This is a genomic window from Flavobacterium sp. GNP008, from assembly GCF_056428965.1.
The window spans coordinates 623,610-641,359 of sequence record NZ_JBWJVL010000001.1; the positions used below are offsets into that span (position 1 = coordinate 623,610).

General features: G+C 32.4%; 17 protein-coding genes and 1 tRNA gene. 9 read left to right on the top strand and 9 right to left on the bottom strand.

Features of this window, described 5'->3' with window-relative positions; translation table 11 throughout:
* Positions 1–111 precede the first annotated feature (111 nt).
* The gene (locus AC0608_RS02820; protein ID WP_478288055.1) at positions 112–1,443 is read left to right on the top strand and encodes a tyrosine-type recombinase/integrase; all 1,332 of its coding nucleotides are present in this window, start codon (positions 112–114) and stop codon (positions 1,441–1,443) included.
* Positions 1,444–1,454: 11 nt separating this feature from the next.
* On the opposite strand, the gene AC0608_RS02825 is transcribed toward AC0608_RS02820, so the two are convergent.
* The 3 genes from AC0608_RS02825 to AC0608_RS02835 form a co-directional block, all read right to left on the bottom strand.
* Positions 1,455–1,820 (bottom strand): helix-turn-helix domain-containing protein, encoded by a 366-nt coding sequence (locus AC0608_RS02825; RefSeq protein WP_478288056.1) that lies wholly within the window; start codon positions 1,818–1,820, stop codon positions 1,455–1,457.
* A 240-nt stretch (positions 1,821–2,060) separates the two neighbouring features.
* Complete coding sequence (locus AC0608_RS02830; protein ID WP_478288057.1) at positions 2,061–2,915, bottom strand: DUF4238 domain-containing protein; 855 nt, start codon at positions 2,913–2,915, stop codon at positions 2,061–2,063.
* Between the two features lie 208 nt (positions 2,916–3,123).
* The gene (locus AC0608_RS02835; RefSeq protein ID WP_478288058.1) at positions 3,124–3,696 is read right to left on the bottom strand and encodes a hypothetical protein; all 573 of its coding nucleotides are present in this window, start codon (positions 3,694–3,696) and stop codon (positions 3,124–3,126) included.
* Positions 3,697–4,140: 444 nt separating this feature from the next.
* Here AC0608_RS02835 and AC0608_RS02840 point away from each other — a divergent pair, with 444 nt between their 5' ends.
* Complete coding sequence (locus tag AC0608_RS02840) at positions 4,141–4,758, top strand: recombinase family protein (RefSeq protein ID WP_478288059.1); 618 nt, start codon at positions 4,141–4,143, stop codon at positions 4,756–4,758.
* 405 nt (positions 4,759–5,163) lie between these two features.
* On the opposite strand, the gene AC0608_RS02845 is transcribed toward AC0608_RS02840, so the two are convergent.
* The 3 genes from AC0608_RS02845 to AC0608_RS02855 all read right to left on the bottom strand — a co-directional run bounded on the left by AC0608_RS02845 (position 5,164) and on the right by AC0608_RS02855 (position 6,553).
* Entirely contained in the window at positions 5,164–5,322 is a 159-nt protein-coding gene (locus AC0608_RS02845) for a hypothetical protein (protein WP_478288060.1), read from the bottom strand.
* Positions 5,323–5,382: 60 nt separating this feature from the next.
* Positions 5,383–5,952 (bottom strand): hypothetical protein, encoded by a 570-nt coding sequence (locus tag AC0608_RS02850; protein WP_478288061.1) that lies wholly within the window; start codon positions 5,950–5,952, stop codon positions 5,383–5,385.
* Between the two features lie 519 nt (positions 5,953–6,471).
* Positions 6,472–6,553: transfer RNA gene (locus AC0608_RS02855), tRNA-Leu, on the bottom strand.
* Positions 6,554–6,660: 107 nt separating this feature from the next.
* Between AC0608_RS02855 and AC0608_RS02860 the strand changes: the two genes are divergently transcribed.
* The 4 genes from AC0608_RS02860 to AC0608_RS02875 all read left to right on the top strand — a co-directional run bounded on the left by AC0608_RS02860 (position 6,661) and on the right by AC0608_RS02875 (position 10,560).
* Positions 6,661–8,049, top strand: a complete 1,389-nt coding sequence (locus tag AC0608_RS02860; protein ID WP_417958803.1) for a dipeptidase — start codon at positions 6,661–6,663, stop codon at positions 8,047–8,049.
* A gap of 241 nt (positions 8,050–8,290) precedes the next feature.
* A complete protein-coding gene (locus AC0608_RS02865) occupies positions 8,291–8,716 on the top strand; it encodes a hypothetical protein (RefSeq protein WP_417958804.1) in 426 nt (141 codons plus the stop codon).
* Between the two features lie 9 nt (positions 8,717–8,725).
* Positions 8,726–9,100, top strand: a complete 375-nt coding sequence (locus AC0608_RS02870; protein ID WP_282713810.1) for a BlaI/MecI/CopY family transcriptional regulator — start codon at positions 8,726–8,728, stop codon at positions 9,098–9,100.
* Positions 9,097–10,560 (top strand): M56 family metallopeptidase, encoded by a 1,464-nt coding sequence (locus AC0608_RS02875; RefSeq protein WP_478288062.1) that lies wholly within the window; start codon positions 9,097–9,099, stop codon positions 10,558–10,560. Before AC0608_RS02870 ends, AC0608_RS02875 begins: the two co-directional genes overlap by 4 nt.
* Positions 10,561–10,727: 167 nt before the next feature.
* On the opposite strand, the gene AC0608_RS02880 is transcribed toward AC0608_RS02875, so the two are convergent.
* The 3 genes from AC0608_RS02880 to AC0608_RS02890 all read right to left on the bottom strand — a co-directional run bounded on the left by AC0608_RS02880 (position 10,728) and on the right by AC0608_RS02890 (position 14,172).
* Positions 10,728–11,765 (bottom strand): histidine kinase, encoded by a 1,038-nt coding sequence (locus tag AC0608_RS02880; protein WP_478288063.1) that lies wholly within the window; start codon positions 11,763–11,765, stop codon positions 10,728–10,730.
* A 6-nt stretch (positions 11,766–11,771) separates the two neighbouring features.
* Complete coding sequence (locus tag AC0608_RS02885; RefSeq protein ID WP_478288064.1) at positions 11,772–12,371, bottom strand: response regulator; 600 nt, start codon at positions 12,369–12,371, stop codon at positions 11,772–11,774.
* A 430-nt stretch (positions 12,372–12,801) separates the two neighbouring features.
* A complete protein-coding gene (locus tag AC0608_RS02890) occupies positions 12,802–14,172 on the bottom strand; it encodes a saccharopine dehydrogenase family protein (RefSeq protein ID WP_478288065.1) in 1,371 nt (456 codons plus the stop codon).
* Between the two features lie 171 nt (positions 14,173–14,343).
* Here AC0608_RS02890 and AC0608_RS02895 point away from each other — a divergent pair, with 171 nt between their 5' ends.
* The 3 genes from AC0608_RS02895 to AC0608_RS02905 all read left to right on the top strand — a co-directional run bounded on the left by AC0608_RS02895 (position 14,344) and on the right by AC0608_RS02905 (position 17,698).
* Positions 14,344–14,757, top strand: coding sequence for a DUF423 domain-containing protein (locus AC0608_RS02895; protein WP_478288504.1), 414 nt, complete (start codon positions 14,344–14,346; stop codon positions 14,755–14,757).
* A gap of 56 nt (positions 14,758–14,813) precedes the next feature.
* Positions 14,814–16,415 carry a phosphoenolpyruvate carboxykinase (ATP) gene (gene pckA, locus AC0608_RS02900; RefSeq protein WP_417958810.1) on the top strand — a complete coding sequence of 534 codons (1,602 nt, stop codon included), beginning with the start codon at positions 14,814–14,816 and terminating at the stop codon, positions 16,413–16,415.
* Between the two features lie 182 nt (positions 16,416–16,597).
* Positions 16,598–17,698, top strand: coding sequence for a DUF4407 domain-containing protein (locus tag AC0608_RS02905; protein WP_478288066.1), 1,101 nt, complete (start codon positions 16,598–16,600; stop codon positions 17,696–17,698).
* Positions 17,699–17,750 lie beyond the last annotated feature (52 nt).

A 17,750-nucleotide genomic window follows, 5' to 3' on the forward strand; every position in this document is an offset into this window, starting at 1 on the left:
AAGCCTTTATTTACTCGGTTTTTAGTATATTATTTTTTCTGACTTGCACCAAGGTGCAAATAAACGCAACTATTTCGGGGGATATACGGGGGAAATATTATATTTTTGAATATGGCTACAATAAACTACCGAATTAACGAAAAAGCAGTTAATGACCCAACCAAAATTTACATTAGGTTTAGAGGTAAGAATTTTGATTGCGAAGCACCAACTGAAATAGAAGTCTATAAAAAAGATTGGAGTAAAACTAAGCAAAAAATAAAAACTACAGCCGACTCAGATGATACAAGAAACAAGGTAAACAAAACATTAAAAAATCTTGAAGAATTTATTTTTGAGGAATTTAATACCGACTATCAAGAAGGCACGACAATCGATAAAGATTGGCTAAAAGTTCAAATTTATTCATATAACAACCAATCAACAAACTCTGACAAAGACATAAAAATTTTTTTAACAGCCTTTTCAGACAAGTTTACAGAAGATTCTAAGAACAGGACCAACAAAAGAACAGGAGAGAAATTAAAACTTAGAACAATCCAAGATTTTCAAGATACAAGCAACAAATTAAAGGCTTACGAAAAATTTATTCGCAAAAAAATAAAATTTTTAGATGTTGACTTAAAATTTCACAAAGATTTCATTGACTTTCTTCGCACCGAACAAAAACTAGGAGAAAATACAATTGGAGCAAAAATAGACAATCTTAAAGCTTTCCTTCGTGATGCTGAGTTGAGCAAAATTAAAACCAACCCCCAATACAAAAGCAAAGATTTTTATTCACCATCATCCAAACCAAAAGATATTTATTTTGATGAAAATGAAATATTAGAAATAAATAATCACCAATTTGAATTTGACAGCTACCTTGATAACGCACGGGACTGGTTAATCATTGGTTTGTGGACAGGACTTCGAGTCTCAGACCTTCTCGGATTAACCAAAAGAGACATTAAAAATGGATACATAGACAATACCAACTTTAAGACTAATATTCCCGTAACTATACCTATACATCCTACTGTTCAAGAAATTCTTCAAAAAAGAAATGGTGAATTCCCACGACATATTAGTGACCAAAATTTCAACGATTATATAAAAAAAGTAGCTGAAGAAACTGGATTCAATGAAATGGTTGATGGCTCAAAGATGATTGAAATAAAAGATGAAAATGGCAAACCAATACTGGATGAAAATGGAAAAAAAATTCACCGAAAAAAACAAGGCAAATACAAAAAGTATGAACTAGTAACCTCACATATTTGCAGAAGGTCCTTTGCTACTAATCTTTATGGTAAAATAGATACATTAACCATCATGAAAATTACAGGACACCAAACAGAGAAACAATTTCTCGCTTATATTAAAATTACTCCTAAACACCATGCCGAAAAATTAAGTAAACTTTGGGCTGAAATGTACCAAAACAAACAATCCGACTAGAGTCGGATTGTTTATTTTAAATTTTTTATAAATTCTAAAATATCTGAATTTCTGAACTTAACACCTCTACCTAAGTTGACACTTTTTATTTTCCCTTTACTAACCCTATCATCTAAAGTTCTTAGAGAAATATCAAGTTTTTCGGCTGTCGCCTTCCTTGATAAAAGTTTATCATCCAAAAAATAGTTTTCTGATAATTGTTTTTCAAAATTATCCATTTGCAACCTAACTAGCCTCTCGACTTCTTTTTTTATTATTTCATCAAATCCAATTTGATTAAAATTTAATAGATTATTATTTAACATTTCAACCTTGCTCCCAATCTCTGTTTTTATTAAGGGTGCGAGAATTATTTTACCATTAACTGATATATCCAAATATACTTCTTTACTAATTGAGTTTCAAGTTAATCTCAAAAATAAATTAACAGAACTAAAATCATCCGTACTTAAGTATTAATAAAATATCCTACATTAATAAAATAAATCTGACCTCCAAAATAATGACCATCCAACAGTATCTATCCAAAATAAACACTTTACACATTACTGATAACGTCATAGAACATTCCTATCGTGGTGACTTACAAAACTAATAACCATTGTTTGACAGAGGCATCATTTAATTCCCATTTCCATAGGTTCATATTCATTACAAAATATTAGATATTTGTCGTAATCTCTTCCTATTTTATAAGAGACTTGCTCAAATTGTTCAAATGAAATATCATTTATTTTGTCTGTTGTAAGATTTCGCAATGTATTGCTATTTTTTTCTGAACTTGGATGATACATAAATAAGCAAAAATCTTTTGATAATGGAAAGTAAATTTCTGACTCAATTGGAATAACACAACTAAAGTTTTCCTGTTTATCTAAATGCACTGGACTATCAGTCGTAATCCAACCCTTATTATCGCAATCTCTAATAATTACTTTATTAAAGCTTCTAAAGACATTTACAAGATGATTCATTAGTGTTCCCAAAATCATATTTAAATGAAAGTTTTGTTCAAAATGATTCAAAACGAATTTATTTGATTCAGCATCATTTGAAAATATGGTAATTTCATTTATAAGTTTATCTCTTGTTTCTTCGCAAGTAAGCAAATTATTTATATAGCTTCTAAATGGATTAGTTCTGCATAATAAATTAGCAACGAAATGATTTAACACATCTTTATCTTTAGGGGCCAACCTTTTTTGGTGACGAAGATTTGAAATTACAGTTCGATAAAAACTTTCAATTTGACTACTTAAATTTTCAAAATGTCTTTTAATTTCGAAATCGTCAACTGGTAAATCAAAAATATTAATTTCTGTTGTAAATTCAATTATCTTAACATTCTCTGTCATTTTATTCCCTAACTTATATATTGAAACCCAATATTCATCTTCAATTTTATAGCCGAATTGTTTCAAATAAATTTGAGGAACTATATGTTGTTTTTGATAGACATGTTCTTCCTTCATAATTTTGAAATGTTTTTATCTTTTTTTTGTAAACGATTATCCTTGTGATTAATGATATAAGCAATATTATTTTTTATGGTTATTTACTGTTTTCATAATCTCTTTATATGTTATCTATTGTTTGTTTTTTATACTTTCATAGGTATTAATAAAAAATTAAATATGAAATTTATTTTTTTTTCACAGTTTTATTATGGTTTTTAAAATGCTAATTAGTCATTTCATCTACAATAACATTAGGAAAGATAACCGCATCAATACTACTAAATTTTTCTATTTGATACATTTTGCTAAGTACACCAAAAGCCTCTAATAAATGGCTTTGATTTTCTTTCTTGACCTTCATCATAATACATAGAAATGTTGTGTAAACTATTTTTGACATTGGTTCCACAAGAACATTTCCCATGTGTAAATAAAATTCCCCTTCATTATTTTTTTTAAGCTTTACCTTAGTTTTAAGCTCCTTAATTGTAACGTAACTATGCCCGTCTTTAATTAAATCAAAAAAACTCATAATAGTTTTCAAAGATTCTTCTTTATTAATCGATGTTTTATGGTTATCAGCGAATTCGATAAATAATGATACCAACGAATCTTTTTCTATCTGTAAAGGCTCAATACGAAGTATTCTTGCATAAATTAACAAACCAAACAAAATATATACCCTATCATTTATTTTAGGGGATATTTCTATAATATCAAAAGTTGAAATATTAGATATTTTAACTTCGGCTCTCAAAAATAATTCGTCTTTTTTAAATAATTCTTTGAAAAACATATTCTTTTAATTTAGGTTTTATCATTTCGCTAACTTCTATACACCAATACTAGAATCCATCGAGATTTGGGTAGTTTTGTAGATTAAAAATGATTGTTAGTAATCGTAGCTAATGTAATATTTTTTCATAAAAATATTACAAATAAAATTCATTCAAATTATAAACCTAAAATTATATTTACAATTATATTCATTTCTACAAACCCTACTTTAAAATAGTAACTATTACGATGATATAATTGCTTCAATAACACCCGTGTGTTTAAACCACCTTATCATTTCAAACGTATCAAAACCTCAACTGTATCAATATATACCTATTAGCTACATAAAATGACACAGCTAAATGCATCGATAATAATCTTTGACTTATTTGCATACATAATTTTTATTTATTATATTTACTTAATCAATAGATTAAAACTATATATAATATTTTAAGCCATGGAAACAGCAATAATCATCGCTAGATGTTCAACAAACGAGACAAGACAAAACGTAAGCAGACAAACGCAAGAACTGGAAGCGAAATTCGGTAATCAGTATAAAATTGTCAAAACGTTTGCATATTACCAAAGCGGAACTAAAAATGAAGACAATAATTCAGAAATGCTGGCTTTTGCAATTTCAAACGGCATCCAAAACATTATTGTTTCCGAAATAAGCCGAATATCTCGAAAGGTTGTTAATGTTTTGCAATTCATTGAAAAATGCAACAACGAAAAAATAAATGTGGTTATCGAAAATTACAACCTCCATACCCTTAACAATGACAAAACCATTAATACTATGGTTCAGATGATGTTATCAATCGGAGCTTCATTTTCACAAGCAGAATTGGTTCAGACGAAAATTCGTTTAAATTCTGGGCGTGACAAATATATACGTGATGGTGGGGTACTTGGGCGTAAAATCGGCTCGGAGAAAGACGAAAAGAAACTTTTATCCGAACATTCCGACATCGTAAAATTCATCAAACAAGAGCAATCTATACGTAATATAATGAAACTCACGGGGAAATCTTCTGGAACGGTCCAAAAAATTAAAAAACTGGTACAATAAAAAATGGTCGCAAAATTTGCGACCATAATTTTTTTGAAACACTTCACACACCATCATAACTTATGGCGATTCTAGTAATAAAAACACTGTTTTTAAAAAACCCTTCATGAGCACTAAGTTGCTAGGCTTGGTTCAAAACGGAGCCATTTTTTTGTTTAAAAAAAATTTTCGAACCTCATCATACCCTTATTATCATCACCATAAAACCAACTATATGTTATCGGTAACTAGAATTACAAATATTTTATATTTACCAGTACGGACGGGGGTCACCCTAATTGTTCAATTCGTTTTCTAATTTGTTCTATTTCTTTCTGCAACTGCAATTTTAGTAATTGCTTATGCAGTTCTTGTTTATGAATAGGGTCCGTTTCACCCGATATTAGCATATTTTTTACCCTTATTTTATCCTCTATTGAAGTCATCATTAAGGGAGTTAATCAAATATTCTTCATAATGCAGTGCATTTAGATTATTGTCGCTAATCAAAAGCCTATACTCCATCATCAGATGTTCATCATCTATAATCGCATCGCCTTCATACATTCTTAGGCAATAATTCACCAACATTTCACGTAGTATCGGATTGTACCGAAAGTCATTTATTTCTTCCATAATTTTATTTTATAATATTGTTATGCCACCATTTTTTTTAAGGTAACGGGTGATGCTACCACGATTATTTATTTTTTCAATCTGATGACGGTATAGTTTAGAATCTAAATATTTATTCAGCACCCCAGTAACCTCAACTTCAACATCATCTTTATACCCATCGGTAATGGCATGAAGGTGGTTTACCCCACGGTCATCGATTTCAACAACGTAACCTATATTTACAGATGGCATTTGTTCTTTGACTTCGTTTATTAACTGAATATGATAATTAACATCATAATCATCTTTCATGTTCCATGTAATTAGCGTTTCCCATTTATGGTTGGTTATATTCGTTTCTGCCTTTTTATACTTAGGCATGAACTCACTAATTAAAGTATAATGGATTTGCCACGTCCTACCATTACGATAAAGCAAATTAGACATACCACTGTATTTTTCTTTTACATCCTTCATTCTGTATTTTAACGCTCTTGGTGACATTCCTGTCATTTGTTCCAATTGGTTAAGCTGATAGTATATTTTAGCTCTAGTTCCGTTTACTTCGTTAATTATTTTTTTATATTCTTCTTTCATATTATTGGTTGTTTAACATAGTAAGGACAAGAGAGGTTATAACCAATTTGCTCCTTTATATTAAATATGCACTTAATTGGAAAACACCTAATTATTTTCATTTATTTTATATATTCAATTATACTCCATATAAAAAATAAGTCAAGTGCAATCATAAAAATAATCGTTAGCAGAATAAACAAAAGTTAACAATCCTTATTATTGCTGAGGTCTTTAAGGATTAGATATAATTAAATAAAATATGATAATAATAAATTGGTGAATTATCGACTCGAAAAAATATTACGGAGATTAATCGGTGTAAAGTGGTAATCACAAATTAATAATCTAAACGGCTTAAAAACAATTGCACCTATTATATCTAATTTTCATTCGCATTAATAAAAAAATGATGGGAATGAAAAACTAGTTACATAATTTAATCAGTCAAAAATAAAATGGTTCGGGGGAAATACGGGGGAAGGATAAAATAAAAAATCCTTTAAACGTTGTTAATAAACGATTAAAGGATTCTTAAAGTGCGGATAATAGGACTCGAACCTACACGCCTTGCGGCACCAGATCCTAAGTCTGGCATGTCTACCAATTTCACCATATCCGCGCAATTGTGGGTGCAAAGATAAACATAACTTCCAATTTTCAAAGTAAATTTGACAAAAATATTCATACTCTTTTTTGTACTTTTGAAATTACAATTAAATTCAAATAATGGAAAATATTAAAACATACATTCAAGAACACAAAGACCGCTTTGTCAATGAGTTAATCGAATTGTTGAAAATTCCATCCGTGAGTGCTGATCCAGCGTATTCACATGATGTTTTTGAAACAGCAGCTGCCGTTAAAGCTAGTTTAGAAAAAGCCGGTTGTGATTTGGTTGAAATCTGCGATACTCCAGGATATCCAATTGTCTATGCTGAAAAAATAATTGACCCTTCATTGCCTACGGTTTTAGTGTACGGACATTATGATGTTCAACCCCCAGATCCAATAGATTTATGGACTTCACCTCCCTTTGAGCCGGTAATCAAAAAAACAGAAATTCATCCAGAAGGCGCTATTTTTGCCCGTGGATCTTGTGATGACAAAGGCCAAATGTACATGCATGTAAAAGCATTGGAATACATGGTTCAATCGAATACTTTGCCTTGTAACGTGAAATTCATGATTGAAGGCGAAGAAGAAATTGGCTCTAAAAGCTTGAGTTGGTTCGTGGAACGCAATCAGGAAAAACTAAAAAATGACGTGATTTTAATTTCGGATACCGGAATGATTTCTAATCAGCAACCATCGATTACAACAGGATTACGTGGATTAAGCTATGTAGAAGTAGAAATTACGGGACCAAACCGTGATTTACATTCTGGATTATATGGCGGTGCTGTCGCCAATCCAATCAATGTTTTAGCTAAAATGATTGCTTCGCTTCATGATGAAAACAACCACATTACCATACCCGGTTTCTATGATCATGTAGCAGAATTATCTCTGGAAGAAAGAGCTGAAATGGCTAAAGCACCCTTCAATTTAGAAAACTACAAGAAAGCATTAGACTTAAATGACATTTATGGTGAAAGCGGCTACACCACAAACGAAAGAAATTCCATTCGCCCTACACTGGACGTCAACGGAATCTGGGGTGGTTACACCGGAGAAGGTGCGAAAACAGTGATTGCCAGCAAAGCGTTTGCTAAAATCTCGATGCGTTTGGTTCCAAATCAAGACTGGGAGCAAATCACCGAACTTTTCACGAAACACTTCACAAGCCTTGCTCCTGCTGGCGTTACCGTAAAAGTTAAACCGCATCATGGCGGTCAAGGATATGTAACCCCCACAGACAGCATTGGCTACAAAGCTGCAAACATGGCCTATACAGAAACCTTTGGCGTACCCGCAATTCCAGTGCGTTCCGGAGGAAGTATTCCTATCGTCGCGCTATTCGAAAAAGAACTGAAAAGTAAGACTATTCTAATGGGATTTGGTCTGGACAGTGATGCGATTCACTCGCCAAACGAACATTTCGGAATCTTTAATTACCTGAAAGGAATTGAAACCATTCCGTTATTTTACAAATATTTCGTGGAGTTATCTAAATAAATTTCTTCGATACAGAATAAAATCCGTTCAGCAATGAGCGGATTTTTTTTTGGCATTTCCCGCTGAAAATAGCGGGTTAGGCTGTCCGTTCTCAATCTTTTTATTTTTTTGTTTAAAAAATAAAAAGGATTTCCACTCCCATCCTTAACGCAAACCGCTGACTACCAAAATATTTTATTTAAAATTTGTTTATTTCAATTTATATTCTACATTTGTAGAGCAATGTTTTATTCTGTAGAATATGAAAGTCCAAAATCAATATAAAATTGTCATCCTCCTAATAGCTCTAAGCCTGACTAGCTGTAAAATTAATCAAACCAAAAACGGATTAAAAACGGGTAAATGGATTCAAACGGAAGAATTCATGAACATCGAATCCAGCGCAACAGGAAAGTACAAAAAAGGAAATAAGATTGGAACTTGGAAACAGTTCATCAGCGATAGATTAACTTCTAAAGAAAAATATAAAAAAAACAGTTGCTATATTATCAAATATCATAATACTGGAAAAATTCAACAAATAGGTGTTTCAAATAAAGCCATAATAAATTCAAAAATAGAATGGCTACCCACAGGAGAATGGAAATTTTATGACTCCGAAGGGATTTTACTTGGAACCAAAATCTATGAAAAAGGAATACCTGTTCAAGAAATTTACACTAAATAAAAAATAAACATGCAACAACTCACCAACGCCGAAGAACAAGTAATGGAACACCTTTGGAAACTCGAGAAAGCTTTCATGAAAGACTTGCTCGAAGCTTATCCAAAACCAAAACCGGCTACCACAACTGTGGCTACTTTATTGAAAAGAATGATCGACAAGCAATTTGTAGCCTACAGGGAGTTTGGGAACTCCCGGGAATATTATCCTTTGGTAAAAAAGACCGATTATTTCTCGAAACACGTCAACGGATTGATTAGTAATTTTTTCAACAATTCGGCATCACAATTTGCTTCTTTCTTTACTACCGAAACGAATTTGTCTCAAACGGAGCTGGAAGAACTTAAGAAAATAATAGACAGTGAAATTCAAAAAAAGAAAAAATGAGCGACTTTCTAATTAAATCAACAATTACTTTATTCGTGCTACTGGCGGTATATCATTTGTTTTTGGAAAAAGAAAAAATACATGTTTTCAATAGGTTTTACTTATTGTTCAGCCTTGTTTTCTCGATGGTGATTCCCTTTATAACCATAGAAGTGATTCAGGAAATAGCACAACCTACAGTCAAGCCGGGAAATATCCAACTACTGCAAGGAAACGCAGTAATCATGGAGGAAACTAACTATCTGGCAATAGGATTATGGAGTTTGTATGGTTTAGTAACTGTTATTTTGGCGATACGTTTTATCAGCAATATCATCAAAATTTCTTCTAAAATGAAGTCGAATACACCAATTGCCTATAAGAATGCAAAATTGATTTTGGTTCCCGAAAAAACATTGCCACATACTTTCCTGAATACGATTTTCATTAACGAAACGGAATACAATAACCGTGAGATAGAAGCAGAATTGTACACCCACGAACTCACACATGTAACCCAAAAACACACTTTGGATATTTTATTCATCGAACTATTGAAAACTGTTTTTTGGTTCAACCCTATTTTTATTTTTTACAAAAAAGCAATACAACTCAACCACGAATTTCTTGCTGACGAGAAAGTAGTGACCTCCTATAACAATGTTCCGTTCTACCAATCTTTATTACTATCGAAAGCGAACGAGAACCAAACTTTTTACTTGGCCAGTAATTTGAATTATTTAATAACTAAAAAACGATTACTCATGATGACAAAAACCACATCAAAAACAGAAGCTTTATTAAAAAAAGCAATGCTAATCCCTCTAGTAACTGCCTTATTGTTTTTATTGTGTACGAAAGTCGTTGCGCAAGAAACCAATGTAAAAAAAGAAACTACTCCTAAAAAATCCGAAAATTTATTTAAAACGTATTACGACAAAACTACTTTTAAAATCAAAGATGAAAAAGGAAAGATTGCCAGCGAAAAAAAATACAATGAACTAACTCCTATAGAAAAGAGGGCAATACCTTCCATCCTATCCAAGCAAAAAGAATTGCCTACAAACGAGGAACTTCTGGGGATTTTAAGTAAAGGAGCTCCTGAAGTGATTGAAATTGATGCGTACGATTCTGAAAATCAGTTTGTCCAAAAAGGGGAAAATGAAGTCTATAATACTGCTGGAATAACTGAAAAACCAGATTTCCCGGGAGGAATTATGGAATTTTACAAATTTGTGGGCAATAATTTTAAAACTCCAGAACAACCTAACTTAAAAGGAAAAGTATACATCACCTTTATAGTAGAAAAAGACGGCAGCTTAAGCGATATAAAAAACATACGAGATATTGGTTTTGGAACCGGTGAAGAAGCCATCCGTGTTTTGAAAATATGCCCGAAATGGATTCCCGGAAAAATGAACGGCGTTCCTGTGAGAGTAATGTATAGCTTACCTATAACTATTCAATCTGGAAAGGTGTAATTGTAAAAAAGAAATCCGCTTCAAAAGAAGCAGATTTCTTTTTTACTAATGTTTTATGGATTTTAGACGGTGGAAAATTCGTAACCTTTCAGTTTTCGGCTTAACGAAAACTTGATGCGAAACGATAATTCCACTAAATTCCAGCTAGCTCAAAATGGCTGTTAGGACTAGTACTTTTTGAAAGATAGGTTAAATCGATTTTCGCTAAATTGTATTCCTTTTAATTTTTCTGAATTATCTCCACAAACTATTTCAAATGTACCTTCATTTAATTCCATCATTTGTTTTATTCTCCACATTCCAATTCCATCACCACTTTTTCCAATTGATTTCGCCAAACTGCCAGATATGCCTTCTAAAAATATTTTCTCTCTTTCTAATGGATTAATATATAAACTTATCATTTCTATAGATAAAGTAACCGAATCGGGATTGTCAATAAAATTAATATCTATTGTAGAATTTGGTTTAGCATATTTTGACGCATTTTCGATTAAATGATAAAAAGCAACCTGAATTGTTTCATAATCGAACTTTACTTTGCCAAAAAAATCGTTTACTTGAACATAAATTCTGTTTTTTGTGAAATCTGCAAAAAAAGTATGTAGAACATTTAGTAAAACATTTCGAACTGACCAACTTCTAATTTCAAGCGATACTGCATCAGTTCTATCAAGTTTTCTATAAATTGAAAATTCTGACTTCATGTGTATATTATGTTTAGCAATTCTTAAAAACATCATCGATGCTTTTTTGGAATTTCTCTTTAATTCAGTTTCAATATACTCAATTTGTGTACGCCAATTAGAAGAAAGTACTTCTTGAGGGATCAAGTCATAAATTTCCTGGATATTATGTGCATTTATTGAAGTTAAATTATGTACTAAGCGATTTACTTTTTGCTGCTCGGATTTCTTTATATCATCCTCAATTTGCTTTTTCGGAATTATCAGGTCGTAGTAAGCATAAGACAGTCCTTCTAATTTATTTTTAAATAGTTTTGTCGTTTTAGTTGTGTCACAACATAAAAATGTAATGCCTTTACTGTTACTAATTTTTCCTTGACGTCTTTCTCCGCTATATTTTGGACAATTTGGAATTAAATTGCCAGCTGTATTATTATTCTCAAAACAGACTTTGCATTCTTTTTCTAAATTATCAGAAATTACAATCCCAGAAAAATCTATAATTGAAAAATGTTTCATATTTGATTATTTAGCAAATTCCTCAATTAAATTAATAAACTGATATGGCTCAGCATTTTTTGATAAGCATCCATCAACTTCTCTTAAGGCTCTATGAAATCTATCTCCAGTAATTTCTGCGGAATACAGAATGATTTTTTTGCTCTCATATTTCTTTTTTAATGCTGATGCTAACCCTAACCCTTGATCTTGAAACATAGTATTTCCAACTCCATTAATGTCAACAAAAATAATATCTGCTTCATTAACTTTTGGATCATCAAGGTCGATAACATCTTTTACAGATTTGGTATTTATCCATCCGGATTTTTTTAGGATTGATACCATTTTATATTCGGTATGATTATCGTCAATAAATAAAATTTTAGTTTTCCCTTTTAATCTATCATCAGTATTTTCGGTACTTGATTTGTCAATTTGGTTTGTATTTCCCATAATATTATTAACTACAAAAGAATTAGTATTTGTGTTTGAATTAGGCGTATTGATTATTGGAATATCTTGTTTCTGATTTTTATTTGGTAAAAAAAAAGTGATAATGTAGCCAATTATTAAAACTCCGACTCCGCTAAATATCCATTCGTAATTATTTGTAATGATTTCCATTTTTTATTTTAGTTTGGTTTTTGGTTAAATTATTTTTCATTATTTATTTCAAGCTTCTGCTAGTATTAGCCCTAACTTATATATAAGCGAAACTAACCTTCGTATACACACCCACACATGGGTAGATTAGAGAAAATATGTTTCGCTCTGTGTTTTCCAAATATAATCAAATTTTCTTACAATTTATTAAAAAAACAGCCCTTCAATGAAATGCTTTGCGTGAGGGATGGCAGCGAAAATCCTTTATGTTTTTTCTTTAAAAACATAAAGATTGTAGCGAACAGCCCGACCCGAAGTTGCGAGGAGGAACGACGAAGCAATTTGAGGGTCACGCCCATACTTCGGCTACGCTCAGCATAAATAAAGAATTTTAAAAAACAAATCCGCTTCAAAAGAAGCGGATTTATCAAACTAAAAATCTAAAAAACTACTAACTAAACTCTTTATCCGGATTGTATCCTAAATACGACATGGATTGTTCTTTGAAAACAACACCATATTCTTCTAATTCTTTCAAAATAGGCACATAGACTTCTTTACGAATAGGCAGTTGAACTCCAGGCGTTGTAATTTTACCATTCAATATTAATAAAGTTGCCATGGCAACGGGTAAACCCACTGTTTTTGCCATAGCCGTATACGTTTGATCGTCACCAATACAAACCATTTTGGAATCTATTTGTTCTTTTTTGCCATGTATTTCGTATCCAAATTTATGATACATGACAATCATATCTTTATCTTTAGGTTGAAGTGTCCAACTGTCACTGAGTATTTTCTCTAAAATTTGTGCCGGAGTAGCATTCTTCAATCCTACTTTTTTATCCCGATTGAACAAATCTAATTCTAACAATTTGTCCCACATGATATCATCTTGGTCAATCTTGAGAATCAAACGCGTTTTAATTTCTACAGAATCCGTAGGATGATACGGCAAGAAAGAATTCACAAATTCTCGATAACTCATATTCTCAGAATCTTCCATAAAATAACTATCATCTGTCATTCCTAACTGGACAAACATATTCCAAGCTTTAGAGAAACCAACCCTGCGAATCGTTCCTCTATATAAAGTAAGCACATTATCTAAACCATAAACACTGCGATATTTCAAGGAATCCCGATTCGAATACGCTTCAAATCGACCATAACCTTCTACATCCAGAAACTCAGTTCTACGGAATAAATTACAGTACGGTATGTATTTATAAGTTCCCTCTTGAATAAATTTGGCAGCGCCACCCTGTCCAGCGAGAACTACATTGCGTGGTGCCCAGGTAAATTTATAATTCCAAAGATTCGTATCCGATTCTGGAGCGACAAGTCCGCCACAAAAAGATTCAAACAAGAGCATCTCGCCTCCTTTTTCTTTAATCTCATCAATCACTTTCATCGCACTCATGTGGTCAAGCCCAGGATCAAGCCCAATTTCATTCATGAAAATAAGATTATTTTCTTTGGCAGCTGCATCTAATTCCTGCATGGCATCACTCACGTACGATGCGGTAACCAAGTGTTTTTTGTAGAAAATACAATCTTTAGCAACTTCAATATGCAAATGAGCAGGCAACATCGAGATGACAATATCAGCAATTTGAATCGCTTTTCTTCTTTGGTCTTTATCAATAATATCTAAAGCAATCGCTGTTGCATTGACATGATTATTTGTTTTTTTTTGTGCTAAAGCCAATGACAAATCACCAATAACAAGATGTAGATTCTCTTTTTCTGATTTGCCTAAAAGATATTGAATCAAAGAGGAAGCTGATCTTCCTGCTCCAATAATCAAAATTGTTCTCATTTTTACATATTTATAACACAAACATACGAAATTGTTGTATTCATAACAAACTGTTTTGATTTATTTTAAGATGAAACAAAAATTCTACCAAAAAACCCTCTACTAAACTGAAAGTAATTTTTCAAAACGCTTTTAAATCGAGAGAATATGAAATACTTTTACAAGAAAAAAATGGACAAAAAGATTCTTTCAACTGGAACAATTATAGGAATGATTGCTATAATTCTTGGTGCTTTTGGCGCGCATGCCCTAAAAAAAGTACTGTCTATTGAACAATTATCTACTTTTGAAACCGGAGTGCGCTACCAAATGTACCATGCGCTGTTTTTATTGTGTATTGGACTACTGAAAGACATACCCGAAAAAACCAAAAAAGCAATCTATTTTTTAGTTCTTTTTGGTGTTATTCTATTCTCTGGGTCTATTTATTTATTAGCAATAAATCAGCTTACTACTTTCGATTTTAAAGCAATTGGATTTCTAACGCCCATTGGTGGTCTCCTATTAATACTGGCTTGGGGTGTTTTACTAATAACATTACTAAATAAAAAAAGCACAAAATCAGAAGAATTAAAGGCTAACTGAAATATAATTTCTACTTTTGCACTCTATAAAAAAAGTAACTACACAACAATTAATTTATGGACAATAACACACTTTTCACGCAATCGATTTCGTTAAAAGAATTAGGAATTGAAAATGCAAAAATTCATTACCAGTTATCCCCTGAAGAATTACACGACATAACAATTAAATTAGGGCAAGGAACAGAAAGCTCAACCGGGGCATTAGCTGTAAATACAGGAGAGTATACTGGCCGTTCGCCACAAGACCGATATATAGTAAAAGATAGCATAAGTGAGAATCATGTATGGTGGGGAAAAGTAAATATCCCATTTGAACCAGCTGCATTTGAATCTTTATACAATAAAGTCACTGCGTATTTATCCAACAAAGAAATTTACGTGAGAGATTCTTATGTATGCTCTGATCCAAATTATAGATTAAATGTTCGTGTCATCACAGAAACTCCTTGGGCAAATTTATTTTGTTACAATATGTTTTTAAGACCCGAACAGGAGGAATTAACGAATTTCAGCCCAGAATGGACTTTATTGTGTGTACCAAGCTTTATGGCGGACCCAGCTTTAGACGGAACACGTCAAAGTAATTTTGCTATTCTTGACTTTACAAGGAAGGTAGTTTTAATTGGAGGTACTGGCTATACTGGAGAAATGAAAAAAGGAATTTTTTCTGCTTTGAATTTCATTTTACCGGTTTTCAAAAATACGCTGCCCATGCATTGTAGTGCGAATGTGGGAGAAAACGCGGATACTGCCATTTTCTTTGGATTATCAGGAACTGGAAAAACAACTTTATCTGCCGATCCTAACAGAAAGCTAATTGGTGATGACGAACATGGTTGGACCAACGAAAACACGGTTTTTAACTTTGAAGGTGGATGCTATGCAAAAGTCATAAACCTTACTGAAGAAAATGAACCAGATATTTTTAGAGCCATTAAAAAAGGTGCCATATTAGAAAATGTGATTTTTAAAGAAGGAACAACTGAGGTAGATTTTGAAGATGTATCCATAACTCAGAATACTCGTGTAAGTTATCCAATATACCATATTGATAATATTCAGCCTGGTTCAATTGGGGAAAACCCAAAAAACATATTTTTTTTAACCGCAGATTCATTCGGAATATTACCTCCAATATCTAAACTAACTCCGGGGCAAGCCGCCTATCATTTTATATCCGGATACACCGCAAAAGTAGCTGGAACTGAGGCTGGAATTACAGAACCGCAACCTAATTTTTCGGCTTGTTTTGGCGCACCATTTATGCCATTACACCCAACAAAATATGCTGAGATGTTGAGTAAAAAAATGAAAGACGCCCATGTAAAAGTTTGGTTAATCAATACGGGTTGGACGGGTGGTCCTTACGGAATAGGAAGCCGAATGAAATTAAAATACACACGAGCTATGATTACCGCTGCATTAAACGGAGAACTGGACGATGTAGCTTACGAAAACCACCAAGTATTTGGAATTGCAAAACCACAAACGTGTCCAAATGTACCTAGCGAAATATTAAATCCTAGAAATACATGGGAAGACCCTGAACTATACGACATCAAAGCAGTAGAATTAGCTGAAAAATTCAAAGCAAACTTTACCAAATTTGAAGAATTTGCCAATGCCGAAATCATGGCAGGAGCACCATTAGCCTAGGTTACTATTAATTCAAGAACTACAGCGCCACTCTTTACGAGTGGCGCTGTTTTTATAGCTAAAAAGCTAATTAAAATCAAATCAAGTATTTATACCAATATTCATTTTTTGGCGTTAAATTTGTTATCATCAATCACCCGAGCTAGAATAGCAAACTGGCGAAGCAATCAAAAAAATCAATCATGTTAAAACAATTTTTTATCCTCTGTTCTGGAGCTGACAAAGACCTTCTTGAAGGTTGTTCCGAAGGCGAACAAACCAAGTATGTTGGTATTGGCGCCACCGTATTCTTCACTGCGGTCATGGCTTTTCTTGCCAGCTCGTATGCGCTGTTTACTGTTTTTGACAGTATGTATCCCGCAATCGCATTTGGCGTTGTTTGGAGTTTGCTTATCTTTAATTTAGATCGCTTTATTGTTTCCACTATTCGAAAAAGAGACCAATTTGGAAGTGAATTTCTTCAAGCTACTCCTCGTATTATTTTAGCAATAATCATTGCGATAGTGATTTCGAAACCATTGGAAATTAAAATCTTCGAAAAAGAAATCAATACCGTTTTATTGAAAGAGAAAAATGCCATGGCTTTAAATAACAAAAAAGAAGTCGCCAATTATTTCAAATCAGATATGGATAAAAACAAAATTGAAAGCGATAATTTAAAATCCGAAATTACCAAGAAAGAAAAAGAAGTCAATAGACTATATGAAACCTATATCACAGAGGCCGAAGGAACTGCAGGAACCAAAAAATTAGGCAAAGGCCCCGTTTTTAAAGAAAAAATCGCCAAACATGATTTGGCTAAAAAAGAACTAGACACCTTACAAAAAACAAACTTGGCTAAAATTGCTGAAATGGAGAAAAACACCAAAACCCTCCAAACCGATTTAAATAAAAAGATTATCGAAACCCAACCTATTATAGATGGATTTGATGGTTTAATGGCTCGTATCAATGCTTTGGATAAATTACCGTGGTTGCCTTCCTTTTTTATTATGCTCTTGTTTCTAGCCATCGAAACGTCTCCTATCATTGCCAAATTGCTTTCGCCAAAAGGGGAATACGATTATAAATTAGAAGATCTGGAAACCGCATTAAAAGCCACAATCGAACAAGACAAATACCAACGCAATTTGCTAGTAAAAACCAGTGCAGCAATGCACGACAAAATATACGGAGACATCGTTGATGATAAAAAACTATATGATTTGCAGCGAAAAAACGCTACTGAATTACTAGAATTACAATCCAATAATTTTATTGAAAAACAGAAAAGAACTCTTTAGTCTTAATATTAGAAATTCAAAAGTCATAAAGTAAAAAGGCAATGAAATATCT